At 65.1% G+C, this 17,993-nt stretch carries 12 protein-coding genes and 1 pseudogene; 5 read left to right on the top strand and 8 right to left on the bottom strand.

Features of this window, described 5'->3' with window-relative positions; translation table 11 throughout:
• Positions 1-278: 278 nt before the first annotated feature.
• Positions 279-5,225 carry an AAA family ATPase gene (locus tag A5764_RS07045; RefSeq protein WP_067110594.1) on the bottom strand — a complete coding sequence of 1,649 codons (4,947 nt, stop codon included), beginning with the start codon at positions 5,223-5,225 and terminating at the stop codon, positions 279-281.
• Positions 5,226-5,408: 183 nt separating this feature from the next.
• Between A5764_RS07045 and A5764_RS28130 the strand changes: the two are divergent.
• Positions 5,409-5,553 (top strand): annotated as a pseudogene (locus A5764_RS28130) (alcohol dehydrogenase); the annotation flags it as partial.
• A gap of 49 nt (positions 5,554-5,602) precedes the next feature.
• On the opposite strand, the gene A5764_RS07040 reads toward A5764_RS28130, so the two are convergent.
• The 3 genes from A5764_RS07040 to A5764_RS07030 all read right to left on the bottom strand — a co-directional run bounded on the left by A5764_RS07040 (position 5,603) and on the right by A5764_RS07030 (position 6,872).
• Positions 5,603-5,887, bottom strand: a complete 285-nt coding sequence (locus A5764_RS07040; protein ID WP_067110593.1) for a WXG100 family type VII secretion target — start codon at positions 5,885-5,887, stop codon at positions 5,603-5,605.
• A gap of 28 nt (positions 5,888-5,915) precedes the next feature.
• A complete protein-coding gene (locus A5764_RS07035; RefSeq protein ID WP_067110592.1) occupies positions 5,916-6,212 on the bottom strand; it encodes a WXG100 family type VII secretion target in 297 nt (98 codons plus the stop codon).
• A gap of 69 nt (positions 6,213-6,281) precedes the next feature.
• Positions 6,282-6,872 carry a carboxymuconolactone decarboxylase family protein gene (locus A5764_RS07030; protein ID WP_067110703.1) on the bottom strand — a complete coding sequence of 197 codons (591 nt, stop codon included), beginning with the start codon at positions 6,870-6,872 and terminating at the stop codon, positions 6,282-6,284.
• Between the two features lie 723 nt (positions 6,873-7,595).
• Here A5764_RS07030 and A5764_RS07025 point away from each other — a divergent pair.
• Together A5764_RS07025 and A5764_RS07020 are read left to right on the top strand one after the other, a co-directional pair.
• Positions 7,596-8,570, top strand: coding sequence for an aldo/keto reductase (locus A5764_RS07025; protein ID WP_067110591.1), 975 nt, complete (start codon positions 7,596-7,598; stop codon positions 8,568-8,570).
• Positions 8,571-8,656: 86 nt separating this feature from the next.
• Positions 8,657-11,092, top strand: a complete 2,436-nt coding sequence (locus A5764_RS07020) for an arylsulfatase (protein WP_231989635.1) — start codon at positions 8,657-8,659, stop codon at positions 11,090-11,092.
• A 60-nt stretch (positions 11,093-11,152) separates the two neighbouring features.
• Here A5764_RS07020 and A5764_RS07015 read toward each other — a convergent pair whose 3' ends face one another.
• From A5764_RS07015 to A5764_RS07005, 3 genes are all read right to left on the bottom strand, one after another.
• Complete coding sequence (locus A5764_RS07015) at positions 11,153-11,791, bottom strand: TetR/AcrR family transcriptional regulator (protein WP_231989634.1); 639 nt, start codon at positions 11,789-11,791, stop codon at positions 11,153-11,155.
• A gap of 264 nt (positions 11,792-12,055) precedes the next feature.
• A complete protein-coding gene (locus tag A5764_RS07010; RefSeq protein ID WP_067110589.1) occupies positions 12,056-13,381 on the bottom strand; it encodes an amidohydrolase family protein in 1,326 nt (441 codons plus the stop codon).
• 37 nt (positions 13,382-13,418) lie between these two features.
• On the bottom strand, positions 13,419-13,922 hold the full coding sequence (locus A5764_RS07005) for a pyridoxamine 5'-phosphate oxidase family protein (RefSeq protein ID WP_067110694.1): 504 nt from the start codon (positions 13,920-13,922) through the stop codon (positions 13,419-13,421).
• Between the two features lie 1,327 nt (positions 13,923-15,249).
• On the opposite strand from A5764_RS07005, the gene A5764_RS07000 reads away from it, so the two are divergent.
• Both A5764_RS07000 and A5764_RS06995 read left to right on the top strand, forming a co-directional pair.
• A complete protein-coding gene (locus A5764_RS07000) occupies positions 15,250-15,549 on the top strand; it encodes a PE family protein (RefSeq protein ID WP_067110585.1) in 300 nt (99 codons plus the stop codon).
• Between the two features lie 16 nt (positions 15,550-15,565).
• Positions 15,566-16,708 (top strand): PPE family protein, encoded by a 1,143-nt coding sequence (locus A5764_RS06995; protein WP_067110580.1) that lies wholly within the window; start codon positions 15,566-15,568, stop codon positions 16,706-16,708.
• A 121-nt stretch (positions 16,709-16,829) separates the two neighbouring features.
• On the opposite strand, the gene A5764_RS06990 is transcribed toward A5764_RS06995, so the two are convergent.
• The gene (locus tag A5764_RS06990) at positions 16,830-17,993 is read right to left on the bottom strand and encodes an acyl-CoA dehydrogenase family protein (RefSeq protein ID WP_067110576.1); all 1,164 of its coding nucleotides are present in this window, start codon (positions 17,991-17,993) and stop codon (positions 16,830-16,832) included.

Raw genomic sequence — 17,993 nt, 5'->3', positions numbered from 1 at the left:
GGTTCCAGCGGCTTCCGGGAGTTGAAGGTCTGTCACTGCGCGTCTGGCTTAGCGATCGATCCAACGGCCTCGGAAACTTGCACAAGCAGTGCGGTGCTGCGCCGACGGTAAAAACACGTCAGCCGCTTCACATTGCCGCGAGGCGGACTGCCGACCATTGATCTCGGTGCATCGGCCAGCCGGGTCCATCAATAAAGTCTTCGCGTGCGTGCACCACATCACATCGCAGCTGGCTTCAACACCGAATACCGGCTAGCAGGTAGGGCCCGGGAGGCTGGCTAGGCGCTAGCCCGGGTGAGCGGGAGCTCGACATGCAGGGTCGTTCCGTCTCCGTGAGCGCTTCGCAAGTTGATGTGGCCGCCGAGTGCCTCTGCACGGTCCTTGAGGCCGACCAGGCCGGTGCCGCGGGTGAAGTCGGCGCCTCCGATGCCGTCGTCGCAGACCTCCAGGCGCAGGAATCCGGCGGGCTGTTCGTCGACGGTGAGCGTGACGGCCGAGGCGCGCGAGTGCTTGGCCGCGTTGGTCAATGCCTCGGCGACGATGTAGTACGCGCTGGTCTCGATCGGATCGGGCAGCCGATTGTTGACATCCAGCTCGAGCTGAACGGGGATCGGCGAGCGCCGGATTAGTGCGTGCAAGGCCGGGCGCAGGCCGCCTTTCGTCAGGACGGCCGGGTGAATCCCGCGCGACAGATCTCGCAGCAGATCCAGTGCGCCGTTTGCTTGAGTTGCAGCGCGGTCGAGTTGTATGCGGAGGTCATCGGCCTCCAGGGCTGCCTCCTCATGCATCATGCGCAACTGCATCGCCAGCGAGACGAGCTGCTGTTGGGCGCCGTCGTGCAGGTCGCGTTCGATGCGGCGGCGGGCCTGGTCGGCGGCGGCGACGATCCGCGCCCGCGACGCGGCAAGTTCCATGTACAGCTGGGCGTTGTCGAGCGAGACCGCTAGCTGGCCGGCGATCAGCTTGACCGCGTCGAGACGCTCAGCGGTGAATGCCCCGCGGATCAAGCGATTTTCGAGTAGCAACACCGCCCGCAGCCGGCCGCGGCCGAGGATTGGCAGTACCAGCAGTGAGCAGCGATCGACGTCGGCGAAGTAGGAGTCGCGCGCAAAGCGGTCATCGGTGGTGGCGTCCGTGACCACCAGTGGTTCAGGTGCCCGCTGGACGAAGCGAAGCGCCGACATTGGCACGGCGTCCTGGTGACCGGTGCCGCTGAGGAGGGTGGTTGTGCCCGCTGCGGTCGGCAGGAGCCAGTCTTGGTGGTGGTCGCTCCAAATCAGCAGCCGTACGCCGGTGGCGCCAGTCATCGCCTGGAGGACCTCGACGACCCGGGCGTGCAGCCGCTCGATGCTCGTTTCGGAGCTCAGCGCCCGCGATGCGGACAGGATCCCAAGCAAGTCGATTGTTCCCGTGGTAACCCCGGGGTCCTGCCGACGGAAAGCGCCAGACTGGGCGTCGTCTCCGCCAGCTACATCGACCTCTGGCCGCAGCGCCGGATAGGCCCAGTCCAGGTGATCGGCCTTAGCGGTCGCACCCCACGACAGATACGCCTGGCGGGCCTGGGCCAGAAGTTCGAAACCCGCCTGCTGAAGGCCGTGCGCCAAGTAGAAGCGGGCGGCTCGTTCGGCGATAAGGGCCTGATGCCATGGACGCTGCCGCGCGGCCGCTTGGCTGCGTGCCGCATCGAAGGCAAGCGCGGCGGCACGAAAGTCACCTACCGCCCACGCTCGCTCGGCTTCTAGTAGCCGCAGCAGATGCAGGAAATTCATCGGTGCGTCGGCGGCGCGCGCGGCCAGCCACCGGGTCAGGCCCTCCAACTCAGACAACTGAGCGGCCTGCTCCTCACCGCTACCGCTTCTGGCGGCTTGTGCCAGCGCGAGCCCCCGCAGCAGCCGAGCCACCGCGGACGCATAGAGACCCACCACAGCAGGCAGCAATTGCATCGCCGCGGCGGTTTGCTGCGTCGATTCGACCGCGTCGTCGAAGATGGCGGCGGCAATGGCGCGGCTGAGGTGGCTGAAGAAAACCGCCACGGGGCTGTCGGCCGTCACGTCCAAGGGTCCCGGTCCCGCAGGGCCGGCCCGAGCGGAGCCCTCGCCGAGCAGCTCACCGGCCAAGCGTCGGTACGCCGCTAGCCACTGCCCGGTGTGTTCGCTGCCGACACGCTGCACGAAGGCCAGCGCCGCCTCCGCTTCGGCGACGTAGGTCTTGAGGGTGGGCACGCAATCCAATTGGCCGCCGGTGGTGTGAAAGGCGTAGCCGGCCGTGGCCAGGTCACCACCTGCGACCAGCCCCTGTCGGGCCCACTCTCCTTGTTGAACACCAAATTCGATCGGCTCAAACCAGCAGCTGAGGTGTGAAAAGAGATACCGCACTTGAGACGTTTCGGGCTCATAGCCGCGGGCTTCCCCCACTGTGACGAACCGCCGCAAGGTCCGGTAGGCCGCGGAATAGTCGTCCCGCAGCGCGATCGTCACGAAGGCGCTGTAGCTGGCCGGCCCCAGCGCGCTGCGTGCGGTTCCGTGCTCGACCCATATCCGTATCGCTTCCAGGCTGACCCACCCCTGTAAGGCGTCGCCGACCAAGAACATTGTCGGAAAAACCGCGTTGAGCAGACGCGCCACGGCGAGCAGTTTCGGGTCGGTGATATCTGGCCGGCCCACGTCATCGGCCACATCACTGTTATTCAGCCACCGGTACAGAGAATCGAACTGGCGATCGAGCACCGCGGGGAGATGCTGGTCCACAGCGGGTACTTCGATGCCCAATTCACGTAGCGCGTTCAGGCCGAGCTCGATCGCCTCAGCGAACAGCTTCCTGTTCGTCAGGCTGAGCACCTGCACGCAGGTGGCGTCCAGCCGCTGCAGCGAGGCGGTGCACAGCCGCTCCAGGGTGCGGTAGTCCTCGTCGGCCTCGTCCAGCCGCCCCAGGCAGAAAAGTGCGGCGTGGCGGCCGGTGTGCAACCCCATCAGTGTGGCGGTATCGCTAGCATCGGCCACCCGCAGCGCCCCAGCGAGCAGTGTGTGAACCTGGCTGTACCCCGCCACCACCGCGGCCTGTTCAGCGGCGCGGCGCAGCAGCGCCACCACCTGAGACCGCTCCGCTGCCTCGCTGACTGCGTCCAGTACCGGCAGGTATTGCTCAGCGGCGACGGCGAACAGCTCCGGTGTGGCCGCCAACCGCCGCGCCAGTGCCAGGTGCGTCCTGCGCCGCCGAGTGTCGTCAACGTCGGCCAGGATGGTTTCCCGGATACGGTCGTGACGGAACCGCACCATGTCATGGGCACCGCTGTCGGCCACCAAAACACTCTCCGCGAGGGCCGGTGCCAGGCGTTCTTCCACCACGTCGACCGATTGAGCGGTCGCGGCCGCCAGCACACTCACCTCGGCTCGGCCGCCCAGACAGGCCATCACCTCAACGATGTCCCGCGACGACGTGGGCAGAGCCGCCAACCGGGCCATCGGGAGTTCGGCCACCCCGGAGCGGGCCAGAAAAGAACGCACGACCGGCTCGTCCCAGCGCCACCCGGTCGAGGTCGGGCTCAGCATGCCTTGGTGACGTAACTTGCAGAGCAATTCCACCGTCTCGTAAGGATTGCCGCGCGTATGTGGCTCGATGAGCTCGGCGAGCGTGCCGACGGCGGCGCGGTCGGCACGCAGGATTTCCGCGACCAACGCTGCCAGGCTCGACCCGGCCAAGTTCGGCAGATCGACGTGGGTCACGCGCTGCTGTTGTCGCCACCGCGACAGCGACACGGCCAACGGATGGGCCGCGTCTAACTCGTCGCGGTAGGCGGCTACCAGTAGCAGGCCCTCCACCTGCTCACCAAACACCTGGTTGATGACCGCAACGGGGGTGGCTCCGGCCCACTGCAGGTCGTCGACGAACACCACCAGCGGCCGTTTCGGTGAGGCGACCGCCCGCAGCGTGTCCACGGCGCTGCGCTGGGCCCGGAGTTGGGCCGTCAGTGGATCGCCGGCTTCCGGCGCCACGCCCAGCAGCGCCGCCATTTCCGGCACCGCAGCGGCGGCCATACCCGCGTTCGGACCGAGCGCTGCGAGCATCCGTTCCCGGATCTGGGCCAGCTCGTCTTCGGGCTCGGCCAGCAGCAGCCGACCCAGCGCGCGAAATGCCTGGGAAATGCCGTCGAACTCCAGGTCTCGTCGATACTGGTCGAACTTGCCGACCACGAACCAGCCGTCGTTGCCGGTCACCACTGCGCGCAGCTGATCCACTAACGCGGTCTTGCCCACTCCCGGGGGCCCACTGACCAGCACACCGCTGCACCCACCCCGCAGCGCGTCATCGAACGCCGCAGTCAGCGCCGCGACCTCGTCATCGCGCCCGACCAGCCGCGACGGCGGCAGCAGCCGCCGCGGGAAATCCCGCTCGCCGACCTGCGGTGCATCGGTTCCCGAGACGCTGGGTGCGCGCAACTGCTGCAAGTCATAGAGCAAGCCCTCAGCCGACTGATAGCGGTCGTCGGGCTCCTTCTCCAACAGGTGCAAGATGATTGACGAAAGCTGCTGTGGCACGGCGGGATTGAGGTCGCTCGGCGCCGCGGGGACCCGCGCCAGATGGTCATGCGTCAGGCGCAACGGATCGTCCCGGCCGAACGGCGGTTCACCGGTGGCCAACTCGTACAGCGTGGCACCCAACGCATACAAGTCGGCGCGCTGATCCACCGGCCGGCCCGTCCGTCCGGTCTGCTCGGGCGCCAAATACGCCAGCGTGCCGACAATGTTGGTGTGGTGGGTGAACTCCGGTCGCACCTCAGCCAACGCCATGGCCGAGCGGAAACTCACCAGGCACGGTGCCCCGTGGGAGTCGATCACAATGTTGGCCGGGCAGATGTCACGGTGCAGCACACCGCGGTCGTGCATGCCCGCCACCGCTTTCGCCAGCGCCGCGGCCAGGCCGATCAGGTCGTCGATCGCGAGGGGCTTCACGGCCTGCGCCAAGCTCGTGTGGCCGGCGTCGGCAATCGTGATCGACCCTGGATGGCGCGCCTCATCCAGCAGCTGCGCGACACCGGTCACCCCACGCAGCCGCCCCAGCACAGCGACCTCGTGGTGAACGCGGCGTTCCGCGTCTGCCCCCAGGATTTTTTTGCGGATGACCGTGCCGGCAGGTTCGAAATTCCGCGTCACCCGTGCGCGTGGGGTCTCAGACACGGTTTCGCCGCGAGCCGGCACACCGCGAGGCAGCACCGCGCCGTCACTCATCGCGCACCTCACACACGGCCGAACCCGTCTTTACTTAACACCCATCCGCGCCGAATCGCGACAATTCACCCGGAACCATCCGCGATATAACTGATACAAATCGTTTGGGGTCGCACTGCTGTGACGTGCTCGTCGCCCGCCGGACCCTCCCTCCTCCTTACGTCATCCGACTATGCGCGCGAGCAGCCCGACACCCTCCATCCCGTTCTTCGCGATCGCCAAAGAGATCAACGTCCAATTCCTACTCACCTACACGCCGGATGAGTCCACCGACTCGGCGCGCGCTCTCGCCGAAGGCGAGATCGACGTCACCCCGCTGATCACCGGATAGGTGATCCCGAGCGGCAGCGCGAGATTCTCGTCGCACCCTAGGTGCGTTACGCCCAACTGGACCCGACCGCGCTGTCGGTGCTGGCCATATTGCCGCCGGCCGTCTGCACCTTCTGCCCGTGGGCGTTGGCCTGCTCGTAGATCACCTGGAAGTTGCGCCCCAAATCGGTGATGAACTGCTGACAAGCCACCGACCCCGCGCCGCCCCAAAAGTCCCCGGCGGCAAGCACATCCCGAATGATGGCCTGGTGCTGGGCTTCTAGCGCGGCGGCCTGCGCGCGGATGGTCGCGCCGTGGGCGTCGACATCGCCGAATTGATAGCTGATCGTCATCGTAAGGTCTCCGGTGTCTGGTCGGTTGTTAGCTGCTCAGGGCCTGCTGAGAGGCCTGCTCTTGCTGCTCGTAGTTGTTGGCGTCGCGGACCAGGCCGTCGCGCACTCCGTGCAGCATGTTGACGATGTTTCTAAACGCTTGATGCATCTGTCCCACCGTGTCCAGCGAGGTCGCCTCGGCAGGCCCACCCCAGCCCCCGCCAGAGATGTTTTGCGAGGACACCAACATCCTGCGGGCCTCGTCCTCCACGGTCTGAGCATGCATCTCGAAGCGGCCCGCCATGTCTCGCATTGCATGCGGGTCGGTCATAAAACGTGTGGTCATTACATGTCCCCATTCGAAAACGATTGTGGAATCTGCTGTTTGGTCACAGCGAGTTGTAAAAGCAAGTGTTTAGGAGGGTGGCGCCGGTATCTCAAATGCGTTGAGGATTGCGCACACCGTGTGATACATGCCGGTGAGGATGGCGGTTTCCATGATCCCCTCGGCCCCGAGTAACGCTTCCGCCTCGCGATAGAGTGCCTCGTCGAGACAATGCTCGAGCGACAGGGCGCGGGCGACACGGTGAACGATCGCCTCCGCGGCCGTAAGATCTTTCGGCAGGCCGCCTTCGGCCAGTGTTTGCACAGCGTCGTCGGAGAGGCCGACATGCCGGGCCACGGCGCTATGCGCATACAGCTCATAGGGGGCCCGCCAGACCGCCCCGACCGTCAAGATGATGACCTCCCTGCTGCGTTTGCTCAGGGAAGTATTCGTTTGTTCGGCAACCGCAAGCTCCATGAGGGCCGACGAGATGGCCGGGTTCAGCAGAGCCGCGTTGAACGGTCCAATGAGCCGGCCGTTCTCGGTCCGGGCCTCGAACTTGGCATCCTCGGCCCATGGGACGGCCACAGTCATGAGCCAGTCGTAGAGCTCCTTCTGTGCCGGGTTCAGCGCTTCGCCGTCGTAAAGCGGGAGGCGCCCGCCCAGGTCGTCAACAGACATCAGTCCTGTCCAGCTTTCTGTCTCGTCGGTGTCATTCGTCGCGTTGTCCAATCCGTCGAAGCCCCAACGCTTGCGGGGATTCCGATCCGCTCCGCCGCAGCGTCATACATATCGGCGATGCTGTCCGTCCTGAGCTGATTTGGCGCGCAAGTACTTTGGACCTGTCGCGGTTGTCATATCCGCTCCGCCTCAGGATGCCGCGTTCCCACACGTGTGTCGTTACGGCCAACCCGAATCTATATACCCGGCCAGCCGGTAGCGCGGGTATTTAGCGACAGCCAGTAAGGCGTCTCGGCGACTCGGTCCGCTGTGTCGCCGGCGAATTTGAGTGGCCGCACGTGTTCAGCCTTGCGGCCAGAAAGATTGCAGACGGACTTTACGCCGTCCGTGCCGCATTTCGGACGGAACGACAATGCGTTGTCGCTGTGGCGGGGTCGTACGCGGTTGCCAGGTATGTCGGCCAAGCCCGACTTCGGAAACGCTCGGCCGCCCTTTTTGCCGCGGTGGTGGGTGTGTCGGGATCCGGCGCTGGACGGCAGCGCGGCTACCCGCCAGCAGCTAGGCACACGGTGCATGCGGCTGGCGGGAAGCGTTGATTGCCGTTAGCGCCGGCGACATCGGTTCGATGGAGCGCAATTGTGAGACGAGGAGTGCATACGACGTCTCCGGCGAGCGCTCAAACGAAACAAAGCACACCGTGTGCGAACACGCAGGAAGAAGAAAATGAAGACAACGACATTGGGGAAGAGCGGACTGACCGTCTCGCGCATCGCGTTCGGCACGTCGCAGCTGAGCGGACGATGGGGTCAGTTCGACGAGGACACCGCCGTGACGGCGATCCGGCGCGCCCGTGAGCTCGGTGTCAACTTCTTCGACACCGCGCAGTCGTATGGATTCGGCGCGTCTGAGCAGATCCTGGGCAAGGCGCTTCGCGACCAATTGCGCAGCGCCCGTGACGAGCTGGTGATCGCCACCAAGGGGGGATTGCGCGACACGGACAACGGCGTGGTGCGCGACGCCAGTCCCGAATGGCTGCGCCGCGGCGTGGACGCGAGCCTGGCCGCGCTGGGTCTTGATCACATCGACCTGTACCAGGTGCATTGGCCGGATCCTGCCGTGCCGGCCGCCGAGACTGCGGGTGCGCTGAGCGAGCTGATCGCACAGGGAAAGATTCGCCACGTCGGGGTCTCGAACTACACCGCGGACCAAATCGAGGAGTTCTCGGCGACGCTGGCCGCCGAGACGGTGCAGCCGCCGTTCAATCTGTTTCGTCGCGATATCGAGGATGAGCTGCTGCGGTACTGCCGAGAACACAACATCGGAGTGGTGGTATACGGGCCGCTGGCACATGGGCTGTTGACTGGGACGCTGGCCGACGGCACCTCCTTCGCGCCCGATGATTGGCGTAGCGGCAGCGACGCTTTCACCGGTGAGGCCTACCGGCGCAACCTCGCGACGGTACGTTCCCTGGCGATGTTGGCCGCCGACCGGGGCATCACGGTCAGCCAGTTGGCCATCGCCTGGACATTGGCCAACCCCGCCGTGGATGTCGCCATCGTCGGCGCGCGGCGAGCCAGCCATGTTGACGACAGCGTGGCGGCCGCAGATGTCTCGTTGAGCGAGGCCGATCTCGCCGAGATCGACAAGATCATGGTGTCGGCTGCAGCGGTCGTCGGCCCGTCCCCGTCGAGCGGGTGATGACCGGCAATGCGCCGACCGTCGCCGTCGATCCCTTGCCGGGGCTTCATCGCGCGCAAGGGCAAAATTCACAAAGGACTAGAGCCATGGCAATCTCCGAAATGCCCCAGACCCCAAGCGAAACCGACATCGTTTCAGCGCGGCCCATACCGCACCGTGGCGAAGGGGCGCCCAAAGGCGGCTTTCAGGGCAGGATCGAGCTGGATATTCGTGATTCTGAACCGGATTGGGGTCCATACGCGGCGCCGTCGGCGCCGGAGGGCGCGCCCAACGTCTTATACATCGTGTGGGACGACACCGGAATCGGGACCTGGGACTGCTTCGGCGGGTTGGTCGACATGCCGAACATGCGCCGCATCGCCGAGCGCGGGGTGCGGCTGTCGCAGTTTCACACCACCGCACTGTGCTCGCCAACGCGGGCATCGCTTCTGACCGGGCGCAACGCCACGACGGTCGGGATGGCCACCGTGGCGGATCTCAGCGACGGGTTCCCGAACTGCAGCGGCCGGATCCCGTATGAGACCGCGTTGTTGTCGGAGGTGCTGGCCGAGCGCGGCTGGAACACGTACTGCGTCGGCAAGTGGCACCTGACCCCGCTCGAAGAGGCGAATCTTGCGTCCACGCGGCGGCATTGGCCATGCTCGCGCGGGTTCGAGCGGTTCTACGGCTTCATGGGCGGCGAAACCGATCAGTGGTATCCCGACCTGGTGTATGACAACCATCCCGTTGCACCCCCGGCCACCCCCGAAGCGGGTTATCACCTGTCGAAGGACATCGCCGACAAGACCATCGAATTCATCTGCGACGCCAACGTGATCGCCCCAAATAAGCCGTGGTTTTCCTATGTCTGTCCGGGCGCGGGCCACGCGCCGCACCACGTCTTCAAGGAATGGGCCGACAAATACGCCGGGCGCTTCGACATGGGCTATGAGGCCTATCGCGAGATCGTGCTGGAGAACCAGAAGGCCATGGGGCTGGTGCCGCCGAACACCGCGTTGTCACCGGTCAACCCGTACCTGGATGTCAAGGGTCCCAACGGGGAACCGTGGCCGTTGCTGGACACCGTGCGGCCGTGGGACACGCTGAACGCCGACGAGAAGAAGCTGTTCTGCCGGATGGCCGAGGTGTTCGCCGGATTCCAGAGCTACACCGACGCCCAGCTCGGCCGGATCCTGGACTATCTGGAGGACTCCCGGCAACTCGACAACACCGTCATCGTGGTGATCTCCGACAACGGGGCCAGCGGCGAGGGCGGTCCCAACGGCTCGGTGAACGAGACCAAGTTCTTCAATGGCTACATCGACACCGTTGAAGAGAGCATGCGGTTTTTCGATCAGCTCGGCGGCCCGCAAACCTACAATCACTATCCGATCGGCTGGGCGATGGCGTTCAACACGCCCTACAAGCTGTTCAAACGCTACGCCTCGCATGAGGGCGGAATCGCCGATTCGGCGATCATTTCCTGGCCTAAAGGCATTGCTGCCCGCGGCGAGATCTGCGACGCCTACGTCAACGTCTGCGACGTCACGCCGACGATCTATGACCTGCTCGGCATCACGGCGCCGGCGACGGTGCGCGGCGTGGCGCAGAAACCCCTCGACGGCGTGAGTTTCAAAGCGGCACTGGCTGATCCGGCGGCCGAGACCGGTAAGCACACTCAGTTCTACACAATGCTGGGGACCCGCGGGATTTGGCACAAGGGCTGGTTCGCCAACACCGTCCACGCCGCCAGCCCGTCGGGCTGGAGCCATTTCGACGCCGATCGCTGGGAGTTGTTCCACCTCGATGCCGACCGCAGTCAGTGCCACGACCTGGCCGCCGAGCAGCCCGACAAGCTTGAGGAGATGAAGGCGTTGTGGTTTGCCGAGGCGGCCAAGTACAACGGGTTGCCGCTGGCTGACCTGAACTTCGTTGAGACCATGACGCGGTGGCGGCCGTATCTGGGCGCCGAGCGTGACGCCTATCGCTACTATCCGGGGACGGCCCCGGTGGGGATGGGTGCCGCCGTCGAGATGCGCGGGCGGTCGTTCGCGGTGATGGCCGAGGTCACCATCGAAAGCATTGGCGCCGAAGGGGTGTTGTTCAAGCATGGCGGCGCGCACGGCGGCCATGTGCTGTTCGTCCAGGACGGCCGCCTGCACTACGTCTACAACTTCCTCGGCGAGGATCAGCAGACGCTGTCGTCGTCGGGCCCGGTCCCGTTGGGGCAGCACGTCTTCGGGGTGGCGTATAACCGCGCCGGCACCGTGGAGGGCAGCCACACGCCGCTCGGGCAGGCCAAGTTGTACATCGATGACGACGTCGTCGCCACGCTGACGGAGATGAGAACCCACCCCGGAATCTTGGGGCTCGCCGGTGCCACCATCAGCATTGGACGCAACACCGGCTCACCAGTGTCGAGTGCCTACAAGCCGCCGTTCGCGTTCACCGGCGGCACGATCGCGCAGGTCGCCGTGGACGTCTCCGGCAAGCCCTACGTGGACGTGGCAACAGCCTTCGCAGAGATATTTGCGCGAGACTGACCAAAACAGCCGATGGGCCAACGGTAAGCCCGATCGGTCCGAAACGCGCTGTCTGACTCGTCAGGTTTTGCTCCGCGACGTCTCACGTTCTCGTAGCTGCGTTAGGCCGTTGACGATCAGTTCTAGCCCGAAGGCGAATTCGTCCTCGAGGGCCACCGGCAGTGTGTCGGCGACGGCGACCGTGGCGGGGAACAAGGCTGGGTCCAGGCCGTGAAATGCCGCGACCAGCTGCGTGTCGTCGGGACTTCCGGCGGTGCTGCGATCACTGAGCTGGATCGCGAAACCCAACACGTAGCGGGCCAGCGCCGCGTATGAGTATGCGGCCAGCTGTGGCGGGAACCTGTTGTCGAGCAGGGCCGCGATCCAACGTTCGCGATAGGTCATCGCATTGGGGCCCATCGGCACCCGTTCTACCAAAAGAGGTGCGACGTTTTTGTGTCGCCTCAAAGTCTCGAACATGGTGTGTGCGGTCGTCAGGCAGGCCTGCTGCCAGCTCACCTCGGTGAGTGCCTCGGCGGTGACCTCAATCTCGCCGAATACACGGTCCACCACCTGGGCAATCAGCGCTGCCCTGTTGGCGAAGTGCCGGTACAGCGTGGCGGTGCCGGAATCCAGACGTTGCGCCAGGGTCCGCATCGACAAGGCGTCGGCACCCTCCTCGTCGACGATCCTCAGCGCGGTCGCGACGATGCGATCCAACGGAATAGGCGGCCGACCGGGGCCACGTCGGGGAGAAGCGTCGTCTGCGACGGGGCGGCGCGTTGTGGTCACCCCGACAGTATGGCGGCTCTCGACAGCCGGGTGCGGTAACGGAAACGCTGTATCCATCAGTGGGTTAGCAACGCCCCTGCCGGGGCGCCGCAGGCCCATCGCGTCTTTCATGTTTGAGAATGACTGGGCGGGCGGCACATGCTCATCGGCGTAGCGCATCGATCAGTCATCGCTCACTCCTCTCAACTCAACTCACCTGCAGGTCGACGGTGTATCCATTTGCGAGAGAAGTCGTTTGCCTGATCTCAGAAGCGAACTCTTGACTGAATCGACATCTACTCCGACCAGGGAATGCCCCCGCTTGCGCCATTGTCCAGCGATCATCACCGCTTCGATGTTGGCCAGGCTGGCAAGCAATGCCGCGGCGATCGGGTCATGCGCAGGCCATAGGTTCAGCGCACGGGCATCGATGGCCACCAGGTCGGCCTGCATGCCGGGCTCGATGCGGCCGACACGCTCTGCCAAGCCGAGCGCTCTTGCTCCGTCGACAGTGGCCCATGACATCGCCTGCTTGCTCGTAATCGACGCCGTCGTGCACATCATGGCGGTTGATCGGCGCCGGTGCTCGTGGTCGAGGCCACGCTGATGGGCCAGCGCGATCCGTGCCGCGCTGAGGATTTCGCCGGCCACGACGGCTTCGGTGTCGGTGCCCAGCGACGGTGCCGCACCGAGGCGCAGGAGTGCCCCGGTAATGGGCGTGCCATGGCCCTGGCCGAGCTCATTCTCAGGTGTGGTGGTGAAACTGACGCCGTCCTCGACCAGCAATTTGACCCAATCGTTGGTAAGGCCGGCGCCGTGCACGACGTTGGTACGCGGGCCGAACAGTCCGGCGGCGCGCACGGCCTGCCAGGCAGCTTGGGGCTCACCGCCGCTTTGATGCATCGACAGGATGACGCCGCGCTCGTCTGCGGCGCGGAAATCGGCCACCGCGACATCTGGTGTGGAGTACTGGGGCCCGGCGACGGCCATCCCCAGAGTGAGTAGTTCATGGTTATGCAACGGGCCGTCCAGCAGTCGGTCGATCTCGGCAATGGGGTGGGCGACGTCGGGCGCCCGATTCGGTGTGCCGTGCAGGAAGGCGGCCCGGATGCCGGAGTCCTGCAGTCCCTCAACTGCCGCGTCGGTGTGCTCGGGGGTGGGGTTGTTATGACACCAATCACCGAGGCTGGTTGTGCCGCAGTTGATTTGGTTCAACGCACCGGCCAAAGTGCCGATGTAGATGTCGTCCGGGCGGTAATGCTGGGCGACGCTGCTGTGCATGCGGGCAAGGTATTCCAGCAACGTCCAGTCGGCGCCCACCGAACGCAAACCGGTCTGCCAGGTATGCAAGTGAGCGTTAACCAGTCCGGGAATGACGATACGCCCCGAGAGATCGACGGTTTCGGCGTCGGAGGTGTCCAGCCGGGCGTCCATTTCGGCGATGCGGTCGCCATCGATCAGGATGTCGACACGTTCATCGTCGGGTCGGTTCGGCGCCATGGAGATCACCTGCGCTCCGCGCAGCAGTGTGCGGCTCATACGACCGCCCGACGACGGGCCTTCGCCAACCCGGCCGTCACACCGGGTCCGGTGCATCCCAGGCGACGGTGGCCGACACCCAGTGGGTCAGTTCCTCTGCCTGGTCGTTGCGGTACAGGTGACGCGGCGGCTGCGCGAAGGTGGAATAGGGACGGCAGCGCAGCAGGACGCGGCCCTCGTCGGCGGCCATCTTCTCCACGACCGGGCGGGCCTCCTCACCGAGTGGCTCGCCCGACATCCGGCCGGCGACCGCCATCATCACATCCACCACGAGGTCGCGGTCGGAGTCGACCACCGCGTCGGCATATACCTGCAGATACGCGAAGGGCCAGCGCTCGTCGAGCACACACAGGCTCACCTTGCCGTCGCGGGCCACCACCCGAGCCTTGCCCCGGCCCCCCAACGTCGACACCAGTAGTTCGTCTCCGTCGGTGGGCACGTAGTAGACCACCGACATGGCCGGCCCGTCGTGTTTGCGGCGATAGCCGAATATGCAGGTGCGGTGGGAGCGCACGAATTCACGGCGCTCCGATGGAAGCATGTCGCGATCGGTGGGTGCCGTGAACGGCTCGGCGGCAAGCGGCAACAACGTGGCCACGGGTCCTCCTGACTGTCTGAGCAGGCCATCCTGCTTATGGATACATTGTTGCCGTTATTCGACGGGCTGTCAAGCGTCGCCCTAGGGCCCGACGCGCTGCTACTCACTACATCGCCAAGCCCGCGTCGGTCGATGCAGGCGGGCCAGCGCGCGGACAGCGCATGCGCGTCCATGTCGGCCAGGTGGGTGCGCCGATTAGGTGACCGCCGCCGAATTGGGCAACGATGCGGGCGCCTTTGAGTGCAATATTGTCGTAGACGGTCGCGGAATTGCAGCCGGTGATCGCTGTGCCGACCAGTGCCCAAAGACGTTGGTAGGGTTGACGAATCGTGTCTCCGGGTACGCGTGGCCGCCGGCGTTGATCCGATGTTTGACCCGGTGCACGGCCAATGCTTCGGCGGTCAGTCGTAGAGCTCTTTCTGTGCCGGGCCCAGCGCTTTGCCGTCGCACAGCGGAAGGCGCCCTCCAAGGTCGTCAACCGATGTCAGTCCTCCATGCCTTACATCTTATGGCTTTCAGCCCAGTGCGTTGCCTAACCCCGTCGAAAGGCAAAGAGCTCCAGCGGATTCCGGTGACCAAGCCCTCGGCGCCGTCAGGTGCATCGGCGATCCCGTCTTCCCGAGTAGGCTTGCTTGCGCACCGCCCTGACCTGTTGCGCGGCCGTTATATCCCCTCGCCCTTAGTATTCCGCGTTTACGGATGTATGTCGTTACAGCCAGCCCGAATCGATATACCCGGCCAGCCGGCAGTGCGGATAGGCGCTACCTTCCGAAGAACGATGAGGATTGATCAGCGCAGGGCCTCGACATAACTCTTTCGACGGTGCCCCTGCATGCAGCGGGATGAGACTGAATTGAGCACTTGTAAGTCGTAAATGCAACGCGGGTAAACCTTCTCGACGGGAGACAACCCATCGGCTGCCTGCCTCCAATGAGTGCGGAACGCTACAAACCCATCAACTAATCGCTCGGTGGTCGGCTTGCGCCGAAAAGCGTCGTGCCACATCGCTGTTATACGTTGGCGATGGCCTGTTCGGCGAATTCATGCCAGTCACAACCGGATCGCCGCTGTAATGCCGTACCGGCGCGGGCAACGCCACCGCCGACGAACCAATTACCGCTAGCAGGGGCCCCGATGGACGCTAGCGCGGACGACATCACAGCATGCCGGCGGCATCGTAAGCGTCGACGCGGTTTTGGCCATCTGCTCGTAAATAACGACACGGCCCTCAGCCGAGACGGTAACCAATCAGTAGTTGGGAGAAGAGGATATGTCGTTCTTAACCACACAACCGGCAGCGCTGACAGCGGCGGTCGGCAACTTGGCGAGTATCGGGTCGGCGATGAGCGCGCAGAATGCGGCTGTGGCCGGCCCGACCACCGGGGTTGTTCCCGCCGCCGCCGACGAGGTGTCGGCGGTGACGGCGGCAGCGTTCACCGCCCAAGGGGCGCTGTACCAGTCGGTTAGCGGGCAAGCGGAGGCGATTCACCAAATGTTCGTCGCCACCCTGGAAGCATCCGCCGGATCCTATGCGGCCACCGAGGCCGCCAACGTAGCCGTCACCCGCTGAGAGTCGAGATAGCAAAATGGATTTCGGAGCGCTGCCACCGGAGATCAACAGCGGCCGAATGTACTCTGGTCCGGGCTCGGGTCCGATGCTGGCCGCCGTGGCGGCCTGGGACAAGGCTTCCGGAGAACTGTATTCGGCCGCGGCCGCCTATTCTTCGGTCGTATCCGGGCTGACCGACGGCAGCTGGAAAGGTCCGGCGTCGGCATCGATGGCGGCCGCGGCCGCAACTTATGTCGCCTGGATGAACGCGACCGCGACCCAGGCCGCGGAGACGGCGAATCAGGCCATGGCTGCGGCGGCGGCATTCGAGTCGGCGTTCGCAGCCACGGTGCCACCGCCGCTCATCGCGGCCAACCGCGCGCAATTGGCTATGTTGGTTGCGACAAACTTCTTGGGGATAAACACCCCCGCCATCATGGCGACCGAAGCCCAGTATGCCGAGATGTGGGCGCAGGACGCCGCCGCCATGTACGGCTATGCCGGCTCCTCGGCCGCTGCCGCAACGCTGACGCCGTTCACCGCGCCGCAGCAGAACACCAATCCGGCCGGCTTGGGGACCCAAAGCGCCGCGGTCGCCAATTCCAATGCGACGTCATCCTTGCCGTCGATCGACACGATCATCCAGCAGATCCTCGACAACATAAACAATGCGCTGGCGCCTGACCACATCAATTCGGGGATCAGCGCCTCGTCAGGTGTTGTGTCCAGCATCCTATCGGCAGTCGCCTTACTTTCGACCACGACGGCGGACTCCGCAGGGGCCGCCACCGAGGGGGCGGTGGCGGCATTGACTGACGTCGGGGCTGGGCTAAGCAAGGTGGCAAGCGGTCTAGGATCGATCGGGGCGAGTCAGGTTGGCGGTGCGGTGTCTGCCGGACTCGGCCGGGCGGCCAGCGTCGGCGCGCTGTCGGTGCCCCGGGCCTGGGGCACGCTTACCACCGCAATGGGAGGAGCTCCCAATGCGGTACTGGTCAGCAGTGTGGGTGGCGGCGCCGAGGACGTCGCGGGGATGGCGCCACCGGTCAGCCTGGCGGGCGGGCCGATAAGCACGGCGGCCGGGGCGGGGCTGCGCGGTAAGTTCGGCCAGCAACCGGACGGGACGACTCTGCGATCGCTGATGCGGCCCACCATGCTTCCGCGCCAACAGTACGTCGGATAGCGCGGTGCTCGGCGGCGGCGCAAGTTTTGATTGCCGTCTAATGGTAGATGAAACCCTGAAAAGTCAAGTTAAATAAGGTAACTCACGCACGACCGCCTTGGGCGGCCGGCGCTGATGGCGGTCAGTACGCGCGCGGCAGCTTCAGTGCCTGCACGGAAATGTAGTTCAGCACCATCTCCTGGGAGAACGGCGCGTTGCGCAGCAGGCGCGCCTCCCGCCACAGCCGCTCGACGTGGTACTCCTTCGCGTAGGCATAGCCACCGTGCGTAGACATGGCGCGGTCGCAGGCATCGAATCCGGCCTCGGCGCCCAGATACTTGGCCGCGGCGGCTTCGATGCCGCAATTCTGGTGATGGTCGTAGAGGTGGGCCGCGTGCATTGCGGTGAGCCGAGCCGACTCGAGCCGGATCCAGGAGTCGGCCAGCGGGTGGGCGACCGCTTGGTTCTGGCCTATCGGCCGGTCGAAAACCACCCGCTCGTTGGCATACTTGCTCGCCAGCTCCAGTGCCGCCTGACCGATACCGACGCCCTCCAGACCAACGACGATGCGCTCGGCGTTCAGACCGTCGACGAGGTACCTAAAGCCTTGGCCCACTTCACCGACCACCTCGTCGTCGCGGACCTCGAGGTTTTCGATGAAAAGCTCATTGGAGTCGATCGCCGAGCGGCCGAGTTTTTCGATCTCTCGTACGGTGATCCGCTCGCGATCCAGGTCGGTGAAGAACAACGTCATGCCGTCCAGCGGCTTGGCGGCGTTGCGGGAGGTGGTGCGCGCCAGCAGCAGGATCTTATGCGCGTTCTGTGCGTTGCTGATCCAGACCTTCTGGCCGTTGACCACCCAGCCGCCGTCGACCTTGTCGGCCTTGGTCGTGATCCGTGAAGTGTCGACACCCGCGGTAGGCTCGGTGACGCCGAACGCCATCAGGATCTCGCCCCGGGCGAGCCGAGGTAAGAACTCTTGCTTCATCTTTGGCGAGCCGTGACGAATGATCGGCTCGGGTGGGAACAGGTAGAAGTGGACCGCCGACGCGCCACTCGCGCCGGCACCGGAGGCGGCGATCTCCTGCATCATCACGCCGCATTCCGCGATACCGAGCCCGAGGCCGTCGTACTCCTCGGGGATGAGCGCTCCCAGCCATCCGCCTTGGGCGAATGCCTTGACGAACTCCCATGGGTACTCGCCGAGCTTGTCCTTATTCCGCCAGTAGGCATAGTCGAAGCTGCGGGCCAGCTCTCGGGTGGCCTTGCGGACAACCTCGATCGTGCTGTCGATGGTGTCGCTCAT

It is taken from the genome of Mycobacterium sp. 852002-51057_SCH5723018, assembly GCF_001667035.1.
Taxonomy (GTDB): Bacteria; Actinomycetota; Actinomycetes; order Mycobacteriales; family Mycobacteriaceae; genus Mycobacterium.
This window is presented reverse-complemented; position numbering and strand designations above follow the sequence as displayed.

Bases quoted from the DNA above. Each gene is read 5' to 3' on its own strand.
- A5764_RS07045 (WP_067110594.1), bottom strand. From the start codon at position 5,225: ATGAGTGACGGCGCGGTGCTGCCTCGCGGTGTGCCGGCTCGCGGCGAA.
- A5764_RS07040 (WP_067110593.1), bottom strand. From the start codon at position 5,887: ATGACGATCAGCTATCAATTCGGCGATGTCGACGCCCACGGCGCGACC.
- A5764_RS07035 (WP_067110592.1), bottom strand. From the start codon at position 6,212: ATGACCACACGTTTTATGACCGACCCGCATGCAATGCGAGACATGGCG.
- A5764_RS07030 (WP_067110703.1), bottom strand. From the start codon at position 6,872: ATGTCTGTTGACGACCTGGGCGGGCGCCTCCCGCTTTACGACGGCGAA.
- A5764_RS07025 (WP_067110591.1), top strand. From the start codon at position 7,596: ATGAAGACAACGACATTGGGGAAGAGCGGACTGACCGTCTCGCGCATC.
- A5764_RS07020 (WP_231989635.1), top strand. From the start codon at position 8,657: ATGGCAATCTCCGAAATGCCCCAGACCCCAAGCGAAACCGACATCGTT.
- A5764_RS07010 (WP_067110589.1), bottom strand. From the start codon at position 13,381: ATGAGCCGCACACTGCTGCGCGGAGCGCAGGTGATCTCCATGGCGCCG.
- A5764_RS07005 (WP_067110694.1), bottom strand. From the start codon at position 13,922: ATGCTTCCATCGGAGCGCCGTGAATTCGTGCGCTCCCACCGCACCTGC.
- A5764_RS07000 (WP_067110585.1), top strand. From the start codon at position 15,250: ATGTCGTTCTTAACCACACAACCGGCAGCGCTGACAGCGGCGGTCGGC.
- A5764_RS06995 (WP_067110580.1), top strand. From the start codon at position 15,566: ATGGATTTCGGAGCGCTGCCACCGGAGATCAACAGCGGCCGAATGTAC.
- A5764_RS06990 (WP_067110576.1), bottom strand. From the start codon at position 17,993: ATGAGCGACACCATCGACAGCACGATCGAGGTTGTCCGCAAGGCCACC.